The organism is Altererythrobacter rubellus, from assembly GCF_030284385.1.
GTDB lineage: Bacteria > Pseudomonadota > Alphaproteobacteria > Sphingomonadales > Sphingomonadaceae > Erythrobacter > Erythrobacter rubellus.
Genome location: NZ_CP127221.1, coordinates 1,962,304 through 1,980,833, shown reverse-complemented (window position 1 = coordinate 1,980,833; position 18,530 = coordinate 1,962,304). Strand labels below are relative to the sequence as shown.

General features: G+C 58.1%; 18 protein-coding genes, 1 tRNA gene and 1 pseudogene. 8 read left to right on the top strand and 12 right to left on the bottom strand.

The window, feature by feature from the left end; genetic code table 11:
* Window positions 1-24 precede the first annotated feature (24 nt).
* The 5 genes from QQX03_RS09945 (at window position 25) to QQX03_RS09925 (ending at window position 5,649) form a co-directional block, all read left to right on the top strand.
* Entirely contained in the window at window positions 25-1,986 is a 1,962-nt protein-coding gene (locus QQX03_RS09945) for a TonB-dependent receptor plug domain-containing protein (RefSeq protein WP_285975579.1), read from the top strand.
* A gap of 39 nt (window positions 1,987-2,025) precedes the next feature.
* Window positions 2,026-3,096 carry an Obg family GTPase CgtA gene (gene cgtA / locus QQX03_RS09940; protein ID WP_285975578.1) on the top strand — a complete coding sequence of 357 codons (1,071 nt, stop codon included), beginning with the start codon at window positions 2,026-2,028 and terminating at the stop codon, window positions 3,094-3,096.
* Window positions 3,097-3,100: 4 nt separating this feature from the next.
* Complete coding sequence (gene proB / locus QQX03_RS09935; RefSeq protein WP_285975577.1) at window positions 3,101-4,225, top strand: glutamate 5-kinase; 1,125 nt, start codon at window positions 3,101-3,103, stop codon at window positions 4,223-4,225.
* Window positions 4,222-5,148 carry an NAD-dependent epimerase/dehydratase family protein gene (locus QQX03_RS09930; RefSeq protein ID WP_285975576.1) on the top strand — a complete coding sequence of 309 codons (927 nt, stop codon included), beginning with the start codon at window positions 4,222-4,224 and terminating at the stop codon, window positions 5,146-5,148. The genes proB and QQX03_RS09930 overlap by 4 nt, the downstream gene beginning before the upstream one ends.
* A gap of 99 nt (window positions 5,149-5,247) precedes the next feature.
* Window positions 5,248-5,649 carry a hypothetical protein gene (locus QQX03_RS09925; RefSeq protein WP_285975575.1) on the top strand — a complete coding sequence of 134 codons (402 nt, stop codon included), beginning with the start codon at window positions 5,248-5,250 and terminating at the stop codon, window positions 5,647-5,649.
* A 59-nt stretch (window positions 5,650-5,708) separates the two neighbouring features.
* On the opposite strand, the gene QQX03_RS09920 is transcribed toward QQX03_RS09925, so the two are convergent.
* The 9 genes from QQX03_RS09920 to QQX03_RS09880 form a co-directional block, all read right to left on the bottom strand.
* Window positions 5,709-6,506, bottom strand: a complete 798-nt coding sequence (locus QQX03_RS09920; protein WP_285975574.1) for a phosphoadenylyl-sulfate reductase — start codon at window positions 6,504-6,506, stop codon at window positions 5,709-5,711.
* A complete protein-coding gene (locus QQX03_RS09915) occupies window positions 6,499-6,981 on the bottom strand; it encodes a DUF934 domain-containing protein (protein WP_285975573.1) in 483 nt (160 codons plus the stop codon). The genes QQX03_RS09920 and QQX03_RS09915 overlap by 8 nt, the downstream gene beginning before the upstream one ends.
* Window positions 6,971-8,608, bottom strand: a complete 1,638-nt coding sequence (locus QQX03_RS09910) for a nitrite/sulfite reductase (protein ID WP_285975572.1) — start codon at window positions 8,606-8,608, stop codon at window positions 6,971-6,973. Before QQX03_RS09910 ends, QQX03_RS09915 begins: the two co-directional genes overlap by 11 nt.
* Window positions 8,608-8,904, bottom strand: coding sequence for a DUF2849 domain-containing protein (locus tag QQX03_RS09905; protein ID WP_285975571.1), 297 nt, complete (start codon window positions 8,902-8,904; stop codon window positions 8,608-8,610). Before QQX03_RS09905 ends, QQX03_RS09910 begins: the two co-directional genes overlap by 1 nt.
* The gene (gene cobA / locus QQX03_RS09900) at window positions 8,901-9,659 is read right to left on the bottom strand and encodes a uroporphyrinogen-III C-methyltransferase (protein ID WP_285975570.1); all 759 of its coding nucleotides are present in this window, start codon (window positions 9,657-9,659) and stop codon (window positions 8,901-8,903) included. Before cobA ends, QQX03_RS09905 begins: the two co-directional genes overlap by 4 nt.
* Before the next feature lie 106 nt (window positions 9,660-9,765).
* On the bottom strand, window positions 9,766-10,866 hold the full coding sequence (locus QQX03_RS09895; RefSeq protein WP_285975569.1) for a mechanosensitive ion channel family protein: 1,101 nt from the start codon (window positions 10,864-10,866) through the stop codon (window positions 9,766-9,768).
* On the bottom strand, window positions 10,863-12,071 hold the full coding sequence (gene metC, locus QQX03_RS09890; protein ID WP_285975568.1) for a cystathionine beta-lyase: 1,209 nt from the start codon (window positions 12,069-12,071) through the stop codon (window positions 10,863-10,865). Before metC ends, QQX03_RS09895 begins: the two co-directional genes overlap by 4 nt.
* On the bottom strand, window positions 12,068-12,910 hold the full coding sequence (locus QQX03_RS09885; protein ID WP_285975567.1) for a sulfurtransferase: 843 nt from the start codon (window positions 12,908-12,910) through the stop codon (window positions 12,068-12,070). The genes metC and QQX03_RS09885 overlap by 4 nt, the downstream gene beginning before the upstream one ends.
* A gap of 48 nt (window positions 12,911-12,958) precedes the next feature.
* Window positions 12,959-14,113 carry a hypothetical protein gene (locus QQX03_RS09880; RefSeq protein ID WP_285975566.1) on the bottom strand — a complete coding sequence of 385 codons (1,155 nt, stop codon included), beginning with the start codon at window positions 14,111-14,113 and terminating at the stop codon, window positions 12,959-12,961.
* Between the two features lie 86 nt (window positions 14,114-14,199).
* On the opposite strand from QQX03_RS09880, the gene queF reads away from it, so the two are divergent.
* Window positions 14,200-14,658 carry a preQ(1) synthase gene (queF, locus tag QQX03_RS09875; protein ID WP_285975565.1) on the top strand — a complete coding sequence of 153 codons (459 nt, stop codon included), beginning with the start codon at window positions 14,200-14,202 and terminating at the stop codon, window positions 14,656-14,658.
* A 144-nt stretch (window positions 14,659-14,802) separates the two neighbouring features.
* Here queF and QQX03_RS09870 read toward each other — a convergent pair.
* From QQX03_RS09870 to QQX03_RS09860, 3 genes and pseudogenes are all read right to left on the bottom strand, one after another.
* A pseudogene (locus tag QQX03_RS09870) lies at window positions 14,803-15,217 on the bottom strand (holin family protein).
* Between the two features lie 59 nt (window positions 15,218-15,276).
* On the bottom strand, window positions 15,277-16,167 hold the full coding sequence (locus QQX03_RS09865; RefSeq protein ID WP_285975564.1) for an HpcH/HpaI aldolase/citrate lyase family protein: 891 nt from the start codon (window positions 16,165-16,167) through the stop codon (window positions 15,277-15,279).
* Between the two features lie 76 nt (window positions 16,168-16,243).
* Window positions 16,244-16,320 (bottom strand) — tRNA-Pro (locus tag QQX03_RS09860).
* Between the two features lie 237 nt (window positions 16,321-16,557).
* Between QQX03_RS09860 and yajC the strand changes: the two genes are divergently transcribed.
* Together yajC and secD are read left to right on the top strand one after the other, a co-directional pair.
* Window positions 16,558-16,878 carry a preprotein translocase subunit YajC gene (gene yajC / locus QQX03_RS09855; protein ID WP_285975563.1) on the top strand — a complete coding sequence of 107 codons (321 nt, stop codon included), beginning with the start codon at window positions 16,558-16,560 and terminating at the stop codon, window positions 16,876-16,878.
* Between the two features lie 42 nt (window positions 16,879-16,920).
* Entirely contained in the window at window positions 16,921-18,525 is a 1,605-nt protein-coding gene (gene secD, locus QQX03_RS09850; protein ID WP_285975562.1) for a protein translocase subunit SecD, read from the top strand.
* The last annotated feature ends 5 nt before the right edge of the window (window positions 18,526-18,530 follow it).

Sequence of the window (18,530 nt, the reverse complement as noted above, 5' to 3'; positions counted from 1 at the left end):
GTCGCGTTGAGACGGAGTATTTCGATGATGAATAAACGAAGTTTGCTGTGCGGTGCGGCTGTAGCTGCGCTGGCATGGAATTCGCCTGCGGTGGCGCAGGGCGCGCAGGAAGGCACCTATGCCAACGATGAGGAGTTCGAACAGGTCGACGTCTTTCTGTACCACCCCAAGCGTGGTGACATCATCGTAAGTGGCAGCCGGTCTGATAATGATCCTTATCCAGAGGAGTACACAGGGTCCGCCACTATCATCGAGACCAATGAACTCCGGCAACGCCAGGTGCGTGATGTGGCGGATGTGCTGCGCGATGTGCCGGGCGTCGCCGTGGCGAGCGTTGCGGGTCAGACCCAGCTGCGCCTGCGCGGGTCTGAAGCCAATCACGTGCTGGTGCTGGTCGACGGAATCGAAGTTTCCAACCCTTTCGCTGGCGAGTTCGATATCGGAACACTTCAAGCTGAAATCGGCAGCCGGATAGAGGTTCTGCGCGGGCCGCAGTCAGCGCTCTATGGCTCGGATGCAATCGGCGGAGTGGTCGCATACGATAGCGGGCAGTTTGACGGCGCTTCGGCATGGATCGAAGGAGGATCTAACAACACATTCAACGGTGCTGCGCGTATCGGTACAAGCGGCGGTCGTTGGAATGCATCGCTATCAGGCACAATAGTTAGCACCGGCGGCGAACCCAATGCCCGTGGCGGCGCGCGCGATATCGGTCGCGATGGCTACACGCTCTCCGGCAAGGGCGCTCTTGAAGTCGTAGACGGATTTGAGCTGCGCGCTTCTGGGCGTTTTGTCCAAACCGAAGGCGATTTCAACGACAGTGATTTCGACCCAAGTAGCCCGACCTTCGGTTTTGTGATCGACAGCCCGGGGACCCGGTTCGAGAATGAAGCAGCCTATGCGCTGGTTGGCGCACGATTGGAAACCATGCGCGGTGACTGGACGCACGATCTATCTGCCCAGATCGCGGATATTGCGCGCGACACTTTTGGCCAGTTCGGGCGCACATCCGGTAGCGATGGAGACCGCCTGAAGGCGTCCTATGTATCCGGTCTGCGGATCTCGGATGCTCATTCGCTGTCTTTCGCCGCCGACTGGGAGCGTGAGCGGTTCCGCAACGACGATCCGTTCGATTTCGCCTTCACGGGGCGACGCTCGATTGAAAATGTCGGGCTTGCTGGCGAATATCGATTTGACGGCGAGAGGTTCGATTTCTCAGCGGCAATCCGACATGACATCAATGATCGTTTCGCTGACGAAACGACTTTCCGCATGGGCGCGGGCATCGATGCGAGCGAAGATACGCGCCTGCGCGCAAATTATGGCACTGGTATCAAGAACCCGGGCTTTTTCGAACTGTTTGGCTTCTTCGATGGTCGCTTCATCGGCAATGAAGACCTTTCGCCAGAGAAATCCGAAAGCTGGGAAGTGGGCGTAGATCAGCGCTTGGCTGAGGGCGCAATGACATTGTCGGCGACCTTTTTCGACAGCCGGCTGGAAGATGAAATCTTCACGACATTCCCGGCTCCATTATACATCGCAACCCCAGCCAACCGCAGCACGCTATCGAAACAGCGCGGCGTTGAGCTAAGCGCTCGTGCGCAGCTCGGAAAGCAACTGACACTGAATGCGGCCTATACCTATCTCGACGCCCAAGAAAACGGGGTGGAAGAAGTGCGCCGCCCCGGAAATATCGCGTCTGCCGTACTCACCTGGACCGCGCCGGGTGACGAGAGATCAACTACTCTGATCGTGCGGCACAATGGTGCAACCGACGATGTGGCCTTCACTGATCCCAGCTTTGCTCCGGTGGTCGAGCGATTGGACAGTTTCACATTGGTCAATTTCAACGCGGAAGCGCGCTTGACGGGCCAGTTCAGAGTGTTCGGCCGCGTCGAAAACTTGTTCGATCAGACATATGAGCAAGTGTTCAGCTTTGTCTCGCCCGGACGGACCGCAGTCATTGGCATCAAAGCTGATTTCTAAAACACTCGCTTTTTCCAGGAAAATGCATAGGTAGCGCCCATGCATTTTCTCGACCAAGCCAAGATCTATCTCCAATCCGGTGCCGGCGGCCCAGGGGCCGTCAGCTTCCGGCGTGAGAAATACGTCGAATATGGCGGACCCGATGGCGGCAATGGCGGCAAGGGTGGCGACATCGTGTTCGAGGCCGTGCAGGGTCTCAACACGCTGATCGACTTTCGTTATTCGCAGCATTTCAAGGCAAAGCGTGGCAACCACGGGCAAGGGCGCGACCGGACAGGTGCAGGCGCGCCAGACCTCGTGATCAAAGTACCCGTTGGCACGCAGGTGCTGTCCGAAGACAAGGAAGAAATTCTCGCCGATTTTACCGAGGTTGGTCAGCGCGTCGTGTTTCTTGAAGGCGGCATGGGCGGTCGCGGTAACGCCAGTTACAAGAGCTCTACAAACCGTGCCCCGCGCCAGCATCAGCCCGGCGAGCCCAGCGAAGAAATGTGGGTGTGGCTGCGGTTGAAACTGCTTGCTGACGTGGGCCTGGTCGGGCTGCCCAATGCAGGGAAATCGACCTTTATCAATGCGGTATCGAACGCGCGGGCCAAGGTGGGCGACTACGCTTTTACAACCCTCGTCCCGAAATTGGGCGTTGTCCGCCACAAGGGCCGCGAATTTGTGCTCGCGGACATTCCCGGCCTGATCGAAGGTGCCGCAGATGGCGCCGGAATCGGAGACCGGTTCCTGGGTCATATCGAACGGTGCCGCGTTCTCATCCACTTGGTCGATATTACCGGACAGGGTGATCAGGACCCGGCTGAGGCGATGCGCGTAGTAGAAGAAGAGCTGGAAGCCTATGGCGAAGGGCTGGAAGACAAGCCGCGATTGATTGCGCTCAACAAAATCGATCTTGCGGATGGTGAACTAGCAGCAGAGTTTGCCAAAGAGCTGATGGCTGCCGGTGCAGAAGATGTGTTCGCTGTTTCAGGAGCCACCGGCCAGGGTATCGAAGCGCTAATGGATGCAGTGCTAAGCTATCTGCCAGATCGGACTTCGACAGAAACCAAAGGCAATGAAGTCGAAGACATAGAAGAAGAGGAGGGCGGCAATTGGTCGCCTATCTAAGCTGATGTCCTTTACTGCATTGAGCGAATTGACCTCGTGCCGCCGTTTGGTGGTCAAGATCGGCAGTGCATTGTTGATCGGCAATGGAAGCCCTCGCAGAAACTGGCTTGAAACGCTGGTGCAAGACCTGGTCATGCTGCGGAACGAAGGGGTGGAGCTGGTTGTAGTCAGCTCCGGCGCGATTGCATTGGGCGCATCAAGGCTGGGCTTGCCATCTGGCGGGCGCGCGAGTTTGGCCGATGCACAAGCAGCGGCATCAGTCGGACAAATCACGCTGGCGGGATTGTGGGCAGACAAACTGGCGCAGTCGGAACTGACGGCGGCACAAATGCTGCTGTCTTTGAGCGATCTTGAGGATCGGCGGCGGTATCTCAATGCGTCGGCAACGCTTGCTCGCTTGCTCGAAGCCGGGGCCGTACCAGTCATCAATGAGAATGACAGCGTAGCGACCGAGGAAATCCGGTTTGGTGACAATGACCGACTAGCGGCACGGGTTGCTCAAGCGGCGCAAGCAGATGCAGTATTGCTGCTATCAGATGTTGACGGTCTGTTTGATCGCGACCCCAAGAAAGGCGATGCCCGGCTGATCGAAAACGTCAAAGGGATCACGCCCGAAGTGTTGGCGATGGCAAGCGCGGAATCGTCGTCAGGCATGGGCTCGGGCGGCATGGCCTCCAAACTTCAGGCAGCACAAATTGCAGAGCGTGCCGGCATTACGCTAGCGATCATCAACGGCACGCAGAATTCGCCGATTTCAAAGGCGATCTCGGCCAATCGCGGTACGGTTTTCCTCCCTCAGCGCAGCGATACCGCTCGCAAGGCATGGCTTGGCGGCAGGTTGACTTCAGAGGGTTCGCTGACCGTAGACAAGGGCTGCACAAAGGCCTTGCTCAATGGAGGGGCGAGCGTCCTGGCAGTTGGAATCACCGCAGTTGACGGCGCATTCGAGCGCGGGGCCTTGGTTGAAGTGCTTGATACAAAAGGCAAATCGATCGCCAAAGGTTTGGTAGAATATGACGCAGTAGTTTGCCGCAGGATCGCCGGCCTGCGCGAAGATCATCAGGCTAGAATTCTGGGCTATGCTCCGCGCGCGGCTGTGGTTCATCGCGATCATATGGTGCTGCTGTGAGCGGCGACATACCCATCGCGATAACGGGAGCAACCGGCTTTGTCGGGCAAGCAGTTCTCGATGAAACCATGCACCGCAACCAGCCAGCGAATGTACTGGTCAGGCGCGCGAGCGATCACAAACACACTCGCGTTGAATGGGTTCTGGGTGACCTTGCGAACGCGCATGCGCTGGGCCACCTTGTCGCGGGTACGAAGGCTGTGATCCATATTGCAGGGCTGACCAACACGCCTGATCCTGCGGACTTCGATGCGGCCAATGTGGCGGGTACGGCGAATGTGATTGCGGCGGCGAAGCAAAACGGCGTGAAGCGGTTCGTATTTGTGTCCTCGCTTTCGGCGCGCAAGCCGGAATTGTCCGCTTATGGCGCGTCGAAGGCAGCTGCTGAGGACTTGGTTCGGGACAGCGGGCTCGACTGGACGATTGTCCGCCCCCCTGCGGTGTACGGCCCGCGTGACAGCGATATGTTCGAGCTCTTTCGAACCGCACGAATGGGCGTGGTGCCGCTGCCGCCAGGTGGGGCGACATCGATCATTCATGTGGCGGATCTGGCGCGGCTTTTGCTCGATCTGGTGGATGCGCAACCCGCATTGGTGCGGAAGAAGATATTCGAGCCGGACGATGGCCGGGAAGGAGGTTGGAGCCACAAGGAAATGGCGAAAGCGATTGGCGATGCCGTCGGGCAGCGTGTGTTCGCACCGCATTTACCGCGCGCAGTGCTGCAAAGCGCGGCGGCCTTGGACAAGCTCTTTCGGGGCTCCAACGCCAAACTGACGCAGGACCGTGTGGGCTATATGTGCCATCCGAACTGGGTCGCGCGCTCGGATCGAGCGGTACCTGAAAGCGTCTGGATGCCGCAGATTGGCGGCGCTGACGGCTTCAAGATGACTGCGAAATGGTACGCAGATGAGGGATGGTTGTAACTAACAGCCTTGCAGTTGCCGCAGACCACATTAGAGTCCGCCCGGGGTCGAGATTTTGAGTGACGGAAACACCGTCGAAAAATGCGCGAAAGGGATCCAATGAAGAAATATGTTCTGATTGCCAGTCTGGCCGCTGTCGCCGCTTGCTCGCAGGCTGAAACCGCACCTGAGGCAGAGGTAACGGAGGAAGTAGCGGAAGCTGCGCAGCCGTTGGCTCTTGATGGCAAAGCGACGCCGGGCACCTATAAGATTACCCGAGAAAATGGCGATGTGATCATGGAAGAGGTCCGTGCTGACGGTTCTTACACCGCTACAATGCCGGACGGATCAGTAGAGAATGGCACCTGGGAGCAGCCGTCGCCAGATGTTTTCTGCTCAACCTCGGATGAGGAAGGTGCGGCACAGGAATGTGCCGACGAAAAGTATGGCGACAATGGTGAGTGGCTATCGACCGGCCGCGAAACCGGTAACACGTCAATCGTGGAACGCGTCGAAGGCTAAGCCAGCCGGTTCATCAAGTGCTCGGCCCTGCCAATCGGTCGGGCCGGGTGCTTGAGCTCTTACAGAAACGGCTCGTATCCCGGTGGCAATTCACCATCTTCGGTCAGCGGGGTGTGGATGCCGCATTCGGTCTTGTCCCAGCCTTTCCAGCGGCCCGAACGCGGGTCTTCGCCCGGTGCGACCTTGTTGGTGCAAGGCGAACAGCCGATTGAAGGGTAGCCTTGCGCCACCAGCGGGTGCTGCGGGAGATCGTGCATCACAAAATATGCAGCAATCTGGCTCGCATCCCAATCGATCAACGGGTTAATCTTCAAGCGGCCTTGTGCATCCGATGTATCGATTTCGAACCGCGGCAAGTTCGCGCGGGTCGCCGATTGGAATGATTTGCGGCCAGTGAAGCTTGCATCATATCCTGCGAGCGCTTTTGCCAGCGGCTTGACCTTGCGAATCTCGCAGCAACCATCGGGGTCGTAGGACCAGCGCAAGCCGGTTTCGTCCTTCGTTTGAAGCTCTTCCACTTCGGGATAGAGATTGATCAGATTGGTGAGACCAAGACGCTCAGCCAGATCATCACGATAAGCAAGTGTCTCGGCGAAGTGCTTGCCGGTCTCCAGAAAGAGCACCGGCACGCTCGGATCGATGCTTCCGATCAGATGTAGTAGTACCGCACTTTCCGCGCCAAAACTTGACACCGTGGCAACGTCACCGGCAAGGCCATCCATGATCACCGCTTCGAGCATTTCCTCGGTCGAGGCGCCCCGAAACAGATTGTTCAGGCGCACAGCATCATGCTCGGTAAAGCGCGGGCCTGTGTCGATGCGGTCGACCGCGCGAATGTCTGTCACAGGCTTATTCATGGCCCACATTTGCGTGACGGCGGTCCGGTATCGGCTGACGCGTGTCGGCCGCGTGCTGGTAGACATTCTCCCAGCGCGCAAAGGCAGTCTCCGCGTCCGCTTCGTCGAGTTTGCTGTCCGGGGCAAATGCATCAAACCCGCAGCGGCGAAGATAAGCGAGCTGATCAATGCCAATATCGCCTACAGCGCGCAGTTCACCTTCGTAGCCTGCCTCGCGCAGTACGCGTGCGGAGGAGTATCCGCGCCCGTCACCAAAAGAGGGAAAGTTTACTTCGATCAAGCGAAGGCGCTCCAGATGCGGGAGCAATGCACGCGCGTCATCGCCCGGCTCAATCCGCACCGCAGCGGCATTGGATTGCTCAAGGAAGCTGTCGACGGTGACTTGTGCGTGATCGGCCACCTCGTCGTCGCGAAATCGGAACTGCACATCGTCGGGGCTGGTACCGAAATCGGTTTCGGAAACATCATTCGCCATAAAGCGCCTCCTTGAAGGGATCCATGCCGATCCGGCGGTAGGTATCGAGAAACCGTTCACCTTCCTCCCGTTTGTCGAGATAGATGTCTGTGACGGTTTCGACGGCGCTAATGATGCCCGCCTCGTCAAAGCCACGCCCGGTGATCTTGGCTAGCGACGTGTCTTGCGCTTCGCTTCCACCGAGCAGCAGCTGGTAGTTCTCGACGCCCTTCTTATCGACACCCAGAATGCCAATGTGGCCGGCATGGTGGTGTCCGCATGCGTTGATGCAGCCCGAAATCTTGAGCTTGAGTTCGCCAAGTTCCCTAGTCTTGCCGGTTTCAGCGAAACGCTTGGAGATTTGCTGGGCAAGCGGGATCGAACGCGCATTGGCGAGGCTGCAATAATCGAGCCCGGGACAAGCAATAATATCCTCGATCGTATCGAGATTGGGTGAGCCAAGCCCCGCCGCGTCGAGCCTTGTCCAGAGCGCATGAAGATCGGCAATCCTTACATGCGGCAGCACGATGTTCTGTGTGTGGGTGACGCGGCTTTCGTCGAAGGAATATTCTTTCGACAGCTCTGCCATCAGATGCATTTGTTCAGTGGAAGCATCGCCCGGAATGCCGCCTACCGGCTTCAGGCTGATGACTGCGCTGACATAGCCGGGCGCTTTGTGCGGGTGTGTGTTCTGATCGGCCCACAGGGCAAAATCCGGATCGCTACGGTCGATCTCGGTCGGAAGTCCGGTTTCGAACGCCGGATCGGCGAAATAAGGCTTGATCCGCTCCAGCTCGGCCAATGGTGGCTCGACACCTTGCTCCAACAAATGCACGAATTCTTGCTCGACTTGACAGGTGTATTCATCCGCGCCCAGCTCATGAACCAGGATCTTGATCCGGGCCTTGTACTTGTTGTCGCGGCGACCGTAGCGATTGTACACGCGCAAGCAGGCCTCGGAATAGGTGATCAGCTGATCAAGCGGCACGAAATCACGGATTGGTGGAGCAATCATCGGGGTGCGCCCCATGCCCCCGCCGACATAGAAGCGCGCACCGATTTCACCTGCATCATTCTTCACTATCTGGATGCCGATATCGTGCAGCTTCATCGCTGCGCGGTCGTTCTCGCTTGCGATCACCGCGATTTTGAACTTGCGCGGTAGAAAGCTGAATTCAGGATGGAAACTCGACCATTGCCTCAGCAATTCAGCATAAGGCCTTGGATCAATCAGCTCATCTGCCGCAGCGCCGGCGAAATGGTCAGAACTGATATTGCGGATGCAATTGCCGCTAGTCTGGATCGCATGCATTTCGACCTTAGCGAGATCAGCGAGGAGATCGGGCGCTTCTTCCAGCTTGATCCAGTTATACTGAATGTTCTGACGCGTGGTGAAATGGCCGTATCCGCGGTCATACTTCTCGGCGATGTCCGCCAATGCGTGCATTTGCGCGGAGTTGAGAGTCCCATAGGGAATGGCAACGCGCAGCATATAGGCATGCAGTTGCAGATATAGGCCGTTCATCAGGCGTAGCGGGCGGAATTGCTCTTCGCTCAGCTTGCCTTCCAAGCGGCGGCGGGTCTGGTCGCGGAATTCCTCGACGCGGGTCTCGACCATTGCCTGATCATAACTGTCGTACTTGTACATTAGATCACCCAATCCATGGCTGTCGGGTCTTTAGGTTTGAGTGTCAGGTCAGGCCGAACAGTGGGGCCAAGCGCGCGGACTCGGTCTTTGATATGGGCAGGGCGGACGCCTTTTTCGTCGCGGCTCGCGTCCAGAACATAGGCCGAGTTAACACGGCGCGCTGACTGCTCACGGGCGATGATTTCATCGGCACGATCGCCAACGTCAACGGCGTCATCGACATAGAGCGACCAGCCGGTGCCATCCCACCAGACTACAGCGCCGCTTTCCAGGTTGTTTCCGGTAAGGATGTTCATCGCGCAGACTCCTGAGCCAACTTGGCGAGCGAGATATCGTCGCGGGCAGTCACTTCACCGATAACAATCAGCGCAGGGCTTTGTATCGCATGCAGTTCAACCAGTTCAGGTAGCCCGGCCAGCAGTCCGCGAATAATCCGCATTTCCCGGCGCGCAGCGTTCTCGATCACCGCTACGGGCATGTCCGGTGTGAGGCCGTCTTCCATCAGCTTTTCCGCGATCTGAGGTGCGGTCTTTACGCCCATGTAAATAACAAGCGTGCGCCCTTTTCCGGCCAACCCGGTCCAATCCTGATCCGACAGACCTTTGCACTGGCCCGCCACAAAACTGACAATGCTGGATGCATCGCGATGGGTAAGCGCGATCTGGGCGGCCGCCGCTGCGCCATTCGCGGCGCTGATACCCGGAACGATCTCTACTGGAACACCGGCTGCTCGCGCGTCTTCTGCTTCTTCGCCGCCGCGCCCGAAGATCAGTGGGTCACCACCTTTGAGGCGGACAACGTCACGCCCGGCCTTGGCTTCGCGGATGAGAAGCGCGTTGATTTGCTCTTGCGGGAGCGTGTGCCGGGATCGCTGCTTGGCAACGCTGATCAGTTCTGCATCGTCGCGTGCGAGCGCCAGAATGGCTGGATCGACCAGGCCGTCATGCACGATGATCTGCGCATTTTCGATCAAGCGCGCAGCGCGCAACGTTAGCAGGTCAGGATCACCTGGGCCTGCGCCAACGAGATATATGGTTCCGGGGATTTGCATGGCCGGGAAATGGGCCAATGGTGCCCACCTCGCCAGCGAGAATGGATTTTATACCGCGTAGGAAAGCTATACCTGCCCGCTGTAACGTCGACTAAGTTTATGAAAGTTAGGAGGAAGTTTCACGCGCGGTGATCGCATCCATCAGCTCGTCAAACTGTTTGCTGGTACGGATGTGCAGGTCACGCTGCGGGAAAGGGATCTCTATATTGTGCTCTTTGAACAGTTCCCAGATCCGCGTGTAAACATCCGAACGAATGTTCGCCATGCCTTCTTCCGGATCCTGGATCCAGAAGCGCAGCTCAAAGTCGACCGAGCTGTCGCCAAATCCCATTAAATTCACGCGTGGCTTTGGCGTGTTCAATACGCGGGGCACATCATTAACAGCCTGATAGAGCAGTTCTGTGACCAGCTTCAGGTCGCTGTCATAGGACACGCCTATCGGCGTTTTCACGCGCACATCCTTGGAGCTGTAAGACCAATTGACCACCTGGTTGATCATCAGGTTTTCATTCGGGATCAGATGCTCTGTCTGATCTCGGGTAATCACTGAAATTGCGCGAATGCCAATCTTGCGGATCTGCCCGATTGCTTCGTTTCCTGCCTGATCGGTTACAGAGATCACATCGCCCGGCTTGATAGACTTGTCGAGCAACAGAATGATCCCCGAGATCAGGTTCCCGAAGGTTTTCTGAAGGCCGAAACCGATGGCGAGGCCGAAGGCGCCGCCAAAGAAAGCCAGCGCAGTCAGGTCAATGCCCAGCAGATCGATGCCGATCAGGAACGCCAGCGCCCATATGGCGATCGTGCTGAGTTTTTCAGCGAGCAGCTTTTGCGTGCTGTCAAAACGCGAGATACGTTTGATCAGGCTGCGGCTAAGACGGTTTGCCATCCATGCGGCAGTCAAAACAAGCAGAATGACGGTGATGATCAGCAGCACATCAAGAGTGGAAATCCGCAGATCGCCAATCTCGAAAGCCCATGCGTCGAGTGACTCGAGAATTCCGCCTACAGTCTCGCTTTTCTCTGAAACCGCGTCTTTCAGCCCCTGCGAACCCTCGATCACTTCGACGGGTGCCTCGTCCGGAGCCTCAGGGGTAGGCTCGACAACTGGCATCTCGGTCGCACCGTCTGCGCCTTGCTCCGCGCTTTCAGCGAATGCTTGTTCGCCGTCGGCTGTTTCAGCAGGCAAAGTGGCAGAGGTTGTCATGCGTTATCCATTTTAACGAAAGCCTGTGTCAGATCGGCGATCAAATCGTCAGGGTCTTCTAGCCCGATCGATAACCTAACGCCAAGTTTGTCTTGCGGGTCCCACGAAGCGGGCGGCCAACTCGCGGCGCTGCGGATTGGCGCGGGATCGAATGGGAGCGCCAGGCTCTCAAAACCACCCCAGCTATAACCAATGCCGAACAATTCGAGATTATCAACCAGCCGGGCGCGGGCAGCATCATCGCGACCTTTCAGGACGAAACTGAATAGCCCGCAAGCGCCGCTAAAGTCCCTGCTCCACAGTTCATGTCCCGCATCACCGGGCAGCATGGGGCACAGCACATGCGCGACTTCAGGCCGGGTCTTGAGCCATTCAGCGATTGCCAGTGCCGACTTTGTGCTTTGTTCCAGCCTTACGTGCATTGTCCGGAGCCCGCGCAGCATAAGCGAGGCATCGTCTGGCGACACAACCTGTCCCAATTGCTGGCTCGTCCGGCGCAACGCGCGATACCAGCGTTCGCCCGCACTGGCAGAGCCCATCATCGCATCCGAATGTCCGCTGACATGCTTGGTCAGGCTCATCACGCTGATATCGCATCCGTGTTGGATTGCTGGAAAGCCAAGTGGCGTAGCCCAGGTATTGTCGATCAGGCTGACTGCGCCTTTTTCTCGCGCGATCCGGGCCATGGCGGGAACATCGCAGACTTCCATGGTCAGGCTGCCCGGGCTTTCCAGCCAAACTGCGCGCGTCTGTTCGCAGAACGCCTGATGGTAGGCTTCCAGATCCGTCGGATCGAAGAAACGGTGCTCGACACCCCATTTCTTGAGCAGCCCGCTCGCCATCAAGCGGCTGGGCTCATAAGAATTATCACTCACCAGCAGAACATCACCCGGGCGAAGTACCGCCATAAGTGCGCCGGCAATCGCGGCCACCCCGCTGGGATACAACACGGTGCCATGCGCGCCTGGCTCTATCTCTGTCAGCGCTTCAGCCAATGCCCATTGCGTTTGAGCGCCACGTCGCCCGTAGTAAAATACGCCGTCATGATTGTTCTTGAGCGTCTCTGTGCGCTCGGCCTCGCTTGCATATAGATGCGTGCTCGCGCGAACGACCGGAGGGTTGACCACGCGACCTGTCCATTCAGGCTTCCGGCCTGCTTCAACCAGCTTTGTTGCAGGTTTATGTTCTTTGCTGCCAGCGCTCATGCCTTCACCGTGGCGTTTGGTGTGTCCGGATCGCTGCCCCAATCAAGCCAGCTGCCGTCGTAGAGTGCGGTGTCATCCCGACCTGTGAGATGAAGCGCGAAGATCAGCACGCAAGCGGTCACGCCGCTGCCGCAAGTTGTAATCACTGGCTTTTCTGCCGTGATGCCGGCTTCGCCCAACGCCTTGCGTAGATCTTCGGGCGCCTTGTATGTGCCATCTGTATTGAACAATGCGGAAAATGGTAGGTTGCAGGAGCCGGGAATGTGCCCTGTCGGCTGGCCATGCACTGTATCTCCCGTAGAACCTGAGAACCGTCCGGCATCGCGTGCATCAAGCACCTGTGCCGCTTCGCTGCTGATATTGGCCAGAATATCGCGCTTGAAACGGATGCGATCAGGTTGAGGCAAGACAAAATGGTCTTTTGGTTGGCATGCCGCAGTGCCGCTTTCCAACGCGCGATTTTCGGCTTTCCATTTGGCAAGACCGCCGTCGAGGATCGCGACGTTTTCCAGCCCGTGCGCACGGCACAAGAACCAGGCGCGAGCAGCGGTTTTGACTGCGCTGTCATCATAAAACACGATCCGGCTGGATCGGTCGGCTCCCAAGCGCGCCAGTTCTGCGGTCAACTGCTCCGGGCGCGGCAGGGCTTGGGGCACATCCGACGTTTCATCGACAAGCCGGGCGAGGTCGAAAAAGCGGGCGCCCGGAATATGCCCCTTTAGAAACTCTTTGCCTGCGTCGCGGCCAGCGCCGGGTAAATGCCGGCTGGCATCCAACACAATGAGATCTGCGGCACCAAGCTCTGCAGCAAGCCATTCTGTAGAAACGAGACTATCCATTGGCAGCAGGAGTAGCCGCGATGCGCGCGCGCGTCGAGAGGGCTAAACTCAGGCGTCAAGCCGCTTGGCCTGCACCCCATCATAACCACCAGGAGGCCCAGACAGGGGGAGTGGTTGCAATCGACCACCGGGCTGCAAGGCTGCAAGTCCGATCAGGAAGGTGTGAAAATGAGGCTCGATGCCCTCCGCCTCGATCCGCAAACGCAAAAGAGGCACGCAAAGCGGGGTTTGTCCTTGGCGGAACACTTCAATCTCGCTCAGCGGCAGCTGCAATTGCCCGCCCAGCGTCCCCATCTGATGTGGACCTATGCGGTCGGTTTGCCCTAGTTCCGCCAGCGAAGACTGAGCGCTGGCCATTTGTTGATCCATCGGCAAGCCGCGCTTCGCACTGATCAAATCAGCTTGAACACGCACGTCACGCAATGCGCGGTCTTGGCGGTTGGCGAGTTCAACGTGGAATTTGAGGGTCAGCATCATGACGCTGCGCATCATGTTATCGACCTGGATATTGGTCTTCATCCGGTCTGCGCGGATAGGTGCGTTACTTGCTTGGCCATTTCCCGCTGACGGCACAATGGGCGGCTCGATCGGAGCCGGTCCTGCGACTGCCCGTTTTCTGGCGAATGCCCAACCTCCTGCACCGGCTGCAAGTAACAAGGCGACCAATCCTGCAGCCCAGATCCACCAATTGGGAAGTCCGGGTGTGCCCGCGAGAACCGGTGCCTCCGCCGTTTGTGATGGCGCGATAGGTTCGGGTGTTGGCAGCGCTATCGAAGGAGTGATCACCTCTGACTCAGGCTCCGGATTGCTCGCGTTCAGATCGCTTGCCGATACCGGCTGCGAAGGCAGCGGGTTGCTGGGTACGGTACGCGGTGCAACTATTGGCTGCGTAGCTGATGGTGACGGCGCAGGTGATTGAGCTGGAGTTGGTGTTGGTGTGCTGGTTGGTGATTGCACCGAGGCCGGGGCAGGTGTGGGCGTAGGTGAAGGCTCTCTGATCGTGCGAGGAGGGATCGCAACACCTGCTGCTTCGTCGACCGGGCCTGCTGCTTCGGGCGTCGGCGACGGTGTTGGCGTTCCATCCGGGGGAAGCGTAAAATCCTGCACCCTCTGCTGCGCAAACGCAGGCGGGTTGATCAGTGCTATCGCGAGCAGGGAAGGGATCAGGGCAATTGCAGGTTTCATAGCTATCAATTTGGTCAAGCGGGTGCGGCGCTGAATAGTGAGTGAACCCATCGCAATCCAGCCAAACTCTTGCACTTGGCGTCACTTCGCGGCAACAGCGCGGCATGAGCGACACACCAAAACCGCAGTTTCTCGGCAAACAGACCGATCTTCCCGATTCACCAGAGAAGGCGCAGCTCGACTATGTGCCCAATCCACGCGAAGGGACGCTGTATCTGGTGCGCTTTGCCGCGCCGGAGTTCACTTCGCTTTGCCCGGTGACCGGGCAACCCGATTTTGCGCATCTTGTGATCGATTATGCGCCGGGCCAGACGATCGTTGAATCGAAAAGCCTGAAGCTTTTTCTGGGGTCGTTCCGCAATCACAACGGGTTTCATGAAGATGTGACTGTTGGCATTGGCCAGCGTCTGGCAGCGGAAATGAAGCCGCAATGGCTGCGTATCGGTGGTTATTGGTATCCGCGCGGCGGGATTCCGATCGACGTGTTCTGGCAGACCGGGCCTGCGCCGGAAGGGCTTTGGGTGCCGGAACAAGGCGTGCAAAGCTATCGCGGACGTGGCTAGCCGCCGAATTCGGCGATAGCTTCGATTACAAAGCGTGGGCGGACTGTAGCGCTGGTCAATTAGTCGGACGCGCTTCAAGCGCGCATAAATTTCGATACTCAACCGATGATCGATAGTGGTTTGATAGCCTGCGCCGTCAACAGCTCACCTATCAACTCCCTTTACCTTCCCCCATTGGCGTGCAGCAGTATAGCCGAGGTATCCGGTGCCGAAGAGGGCATAGAGCGCTTCGGGTAGCGCCCCCAGATATCCGGTCATGCCTTCGCCGATTGCTTTGGCAGCAGCGGGATCGAACGCCGCGATGATCCCCATCGGCACGCTGAACAGGATCAGCGCATACATGACGTAGAGAAAGCTGGGGCGGGCGCGGCTGGTCCACGGGCCCTCCGATTGCGCCTCTGCCACGATGGCTTGCAGGCGCGCTTCGATCATCTGCATTTCTTGCGTGCCTTCAAGCTTGATGAGCTCAAGCTTGGCCTTTGCGCGCGCTTCCTTGTCCGGAATGATCTTGTCGATGATCGAGGCGAGGGGGGCCAATCAGCGAGTCGAGTAAAGCCATCTGTCGAACTCCTGCGAACTAAACCGCTGGAGATAACCAAATGGGTTCATGTAGGAAAATCAGTCACTTTCGCCTGCTTCCGCAAGCAGTCTTTCCGCGAGCGCGAGGTGCGGCCGATCGAGCATTTGCCCGTCCAGACCAACTGTACCAGCGCCTGGATTGTTAGCAAAGGCCTGCACAATGGCGCGGGCATGCGCAATCTCCTCCGCGCTGGGTGTGAAGGCTTCGTTGATCACATCGACTTGCGCCGGGTGGATCGCCAACATTCCGCGATAGCCCTGGCCACGCACCATTAGCGCGCGTTCGCGCAGCTTATCGAGATCGCGGAATTCGGGCATAACCGTTTCGATAGGAGCGCAGCCCGCCGTAACCGCGCCAAGCAGGCACAGGTTCCGCGCCATTTCGTACATCGGCATGTAGGAACCGTCTGGCTGGTGCTGCACTCGCGCACCCAAGGCAGAAGACAAATCTTCTGCGCCCCAGCTCATCGCGATGAGCCGCGGTGCCCCCTCGTAATCGCCGCAATGGAACATGGCTTTCGGCGTCTCTGTGACCAGCGCTGCGACATGTGTTGAACGATTGAGAATGCCATGGTCGGCCTCGCGAATGGTCAACATTGCGTCGAGCGCTTCAACGTCTGCTTTGCCTTCCGCCTTGGGCAGGAAGAGTCCGCCGGGCGCCGCGCCCATGATTGCATCAAGATCGGCTTCGATTTCGCCGCTGCGCAACGGATTGACCCGAACCCAGATGCGGTGCTTGTCTTCGCGCGTCTTCAGAAAATCGGCCACCGCCGTGCGGGCAGCCGGCTTGTTTTCCGGAGAGACGGAGTCTTCCAGATCGAGCAGCACAATGTCTGCCGCGCTATCGCTGGCCTTGGTCATCTTGCGCTCGCTATCGCCGGGCGCGAACAGCCAGCTACGCATTCTGGACGGGGCGGAAGTCTCGCTCATGGAAAAAATCTCCTCAGCCGCGCGGGTTAGAGCGCGCAAAGGGGAGGTGCAAGCCAACTTATGAGGGGTAAACCACTGGTCGGGAAGACAGGATTCGAACCTGCGACCCCCACACCCCCAGTGTGATGCGCTACCAGGCTGCGCTACTTCCCGAACCGAGTGGAAGCGCGCCTATAGGAGCGGGACTTGCTGCTTGCAAGACATGTCATTGAGCCGATGATGCGGGTGTGGACGGCGCGCCACACTTGGAGCAGTTCCAATTGCGAGCGGCTTGCATTGCTGCTAACCGCGCCCACTTACCGTGAATGGGGAGACGAGGTCGCGCACTATACGGTGCGAAGCTGAGGCAACCCGCTTGAGTTTAATTCCAGTCTCACAGGCTTAAAACCAATGTTCGAAATTCTTGCCGCCGCGGCCAGCGCCGACGCACCACCAGCATGGATCCAATGGCTGCCGATTATCGGTATGATCCTGATCTTCTGGTTTCTTATTATTCGTCCGCAAATGAAGCGGCAGAAGGAACACCAGCAGAAGATCGAAGCGATCAAGAAGGGCGATCAGGTCGTCACTGCCGGCGGTCTTGTAGGCAAAGTGCACAAGGTGGATGACACCTATGTGGAGCTGGATATTGCGCAGGGTGTTCGCGTGAAGGCGGTCAAGAGCACCATCGGGGATATCATCCCGCCGGGCGGCAGTGCAGCGAACGACTGACGCAAAACCTAGGCGCGACTGAACGGACGGAAGATTCTACCGATGCTCGACTTTCCTACATGGAAGAAGATTTGGCTCTGGGGCCTCACGCTAATTGCAGCGGCCGCCGCTCTGCCGACGCTTTTGGCTTCGACCAATATCGATATTCCGGACTTTCTCCCTCAGCCGACAGTCAATCTGGGGCTGGACCTGGCGGGTGGCAGCCACATTCTGCTTGAAGCGGATCCGGCGCAGGTCGCCGCACAGCGGCTGGAGAATATGGAAGAAACCGTGCGCACAACGCTGCGCGGTTCGGTCCCGGAAAACCGCATCCGCATTGGCGATGTATCGACCGCCAACGGCGAGTTGAGCTTCATGGTCGACAATCCAGCCGATGTTGATCGTGCGCGCGAGTTGCTGCTGCCGGTTATGAACGGCACCGGGCTGGTTCGTGAATGGGATTTGCGGGTCGAGGATGGCCAGCAGATGATCCTGGCTCCGACTGGCGATGGCCTGGATACAGCAGTCGATCAGGCGATGGAAACGGCGATCGAAGTGATCCGGCGCCGTATTGACTCGCTAGGCACGCGTGAGCCGACGATCATTCGTCAGGGTGACACACGTATCGTGGTCCAGGTCCCGGGTCTGGACGATCCGGATCAGCTCAAAGCCTTGCTAGGCCAAACCGCGCAGCTTGAATTCAAGATGGTCGACCAATCGGCTTTGCCGAGCGATGTCCAGCAAGGCATTGCGCCGCTGGGATCGGAGATCTTCCCCTATGCGGAATCGTCGCAGTTTGCGGGCACTTCGGTTGCGGTACGCCGGTTGGGCGGTATTCGCGGTGACAGCCTGATCAACGCGCAGCAGAGCTTTGATCCGCAAACGAATGAGCCGGTTGTTTCGATTACATTTGATCAACAGGGCGGACAGCGTTTTGCGCAGCTCAGCACGCAGAATGTCGGACGTTTGTTTGCGATTATTCTGGACGGCAATGTGCTTTCGACGCCGGTGTTCAATGAACCGATCCTGGGCGGTACAGCACAGATATCAGGTGGCTTCACCACCGAAACAGCCAACAACCTCGCCATCTCGCTTCGCTCTGGTGCATTGCCGGTCGATCTGTCCGTTATCGAAGAACGCACCGTTGGGCCGGACCTGGGTGCAGACTCGATCCGCAAGGGCATGCTCGCGATGCTGATCGGCTCGGCTGCGGTCATCGCCTTGATGATCGCAAGCTATGGCCGCTTTGGTGTCTATGCAACCATTGCGCTGGTATTCAACGTGATGATCCTGCTTGGTATCATGGCTGGCCTCAACACTACGCTGACACTGCCGGGCATTGCCGGCTTTGTGCTGACAATTGGTGCTGCGGTGGACGCCAACGTGCTGATCAACGAACGAATACGCGAAGAACGTAAACGCGGACGACGGGTCGTAGCCGCAGTCGAGAATGGCTATAAAGAGGCGAGCCGCGCGATTTACGACGCGAACATCACCAACTTTATCGCCGGTGTCCTGTTGTTCATGTTCGGTACGGGGCCGGTCCGTGGCTTTGCCGTGGTGCTTGTGATCGGGCTGTTCACCAGCGTCTTCACCGCCGTTGTACTCACGCGCATGTGGGTGGCCGGATGGCTGCGCAATGCGCGACCCAACGATCTAAGTCTATAAGGGGA

What these genes read in the sequence shown, in the direction of transcription:
- QQX03_RS09945 (WP_285975579.1), top strand. Translation starts at nt 25, where the DNA reads ATGATGAATAAACGAAGTTTGCTGTGCGGTGCGGCTGTAGCTGCGCTG.
- cgtA (WP_285975578.1), top strand. Translation starts at nt 2,026, where the DNA reads ATGCATTTTCTCGACCAAGCCAAGATCTATCTCCAATCCGGTGCCGGC.
- proB (WP_285975577.1), top strand. Translation starts at nt 3,101, where the DNA reads ATGTCCTTTACTGCATTGAGCGAATTGACCTCGTGCCGCCGTTTGGTG.
- QQX03_RS09925 (WP_285975575.1), top strand. Translation starts at nt 5,248, where the DNA reads ATGAAGAAATATGTTCTGATTGCCAGTCTGGCCGCTGTCGCCGCTTGC.
- QQX03_RS09920 (WP_285975574.1), bottom strand. Translation starts at nt 6,506, where the DNA reads ATGAATAAGCCTGTGACAGACATTCGCGCGGTCGACCGCATCGACACA.
- QQX03_RS09915 (WP_285975573.1), bottom strand. Translation starts at nt 6,981, where the DNA reads ATGGCGAATGATGTTTCCGAAACCGATTTCGGTACCAGCCCCGACGAT.
- QQX03_RS09910 (WP_285975572.1), bottom strand. Translation starts at nt 8,608, where the DNA reads ATGTACAAGTACGACAGTTATGATCAGGCAATGGTCGAGACCCGCGTC.
- QQX03_RS09905 (WP_285975571.1), bottom strand. Translation starts at nt 8,904, where the DNA reads ATGAACATCCTTACCGGAAACAACCTGGAAAGCGGCGCTGTAGTCTGG.
- cobA (WP_285975570.1), bottom strand. Translation starts at nt 9,659, where the DNA reads ATGCAAATCCCCGGAACCATATATCTCGTTGGCGCAGGCCCAGGTGAT.
- QQX03_RS09895 (WP_285975569.1), bottom strand. Translation starts at nt 10,866, where the DNA reads ATGACAACCTCTGCCACTTTGCCTGCTGAAACAGCCGACGGCGAACAA.
- metC (WP_285975568.1), bottom strand. Translation starts at nt 12,071, where the DNA reads ATGAGCGCTGGCAGCAAAGAACATAAACCTGCAACAAAGCTGGTTGAA.
- QQX03_RS09885 (WP_285975567.1), bottom strand. Translation starts at nt 12,910, where the DNA reads ATGGATAGTCTCGTTTCTACAGAATGGCTTGCTGCAGAGCTTGGTGCC.
- queF (WP_285975565.1), top strand. Translation starts at nt 14,200, where the DNA reads ATGAGCGACACACCAAAACCGCAGTTTCTCGGCAAACAGACCGATCTT.
- QQX03_RS09865 (WP_285975564.1), bottom strand. Translation starts at nt 16,167, where the DNA reads ATGAGCGAGACTTCCGCCCCGTCCAGAATGCGTAGCTGGCTGTTCGCG.
- yajC (WP_285975563.1), top strand. Translation starts at nt 16,558, where the DNA reads ATGTTCGAAATTCTTGCCGCCGCGGCCAGCGCCGACGCACCACCAGCA.
- secD (WP_285975562.1), top strand. Translation starts at nt 16,921, where the DNA reads ATGCTCGACTTTCCTACATGGAAGAAGATTTGGCTCTGGGGCCTCACG.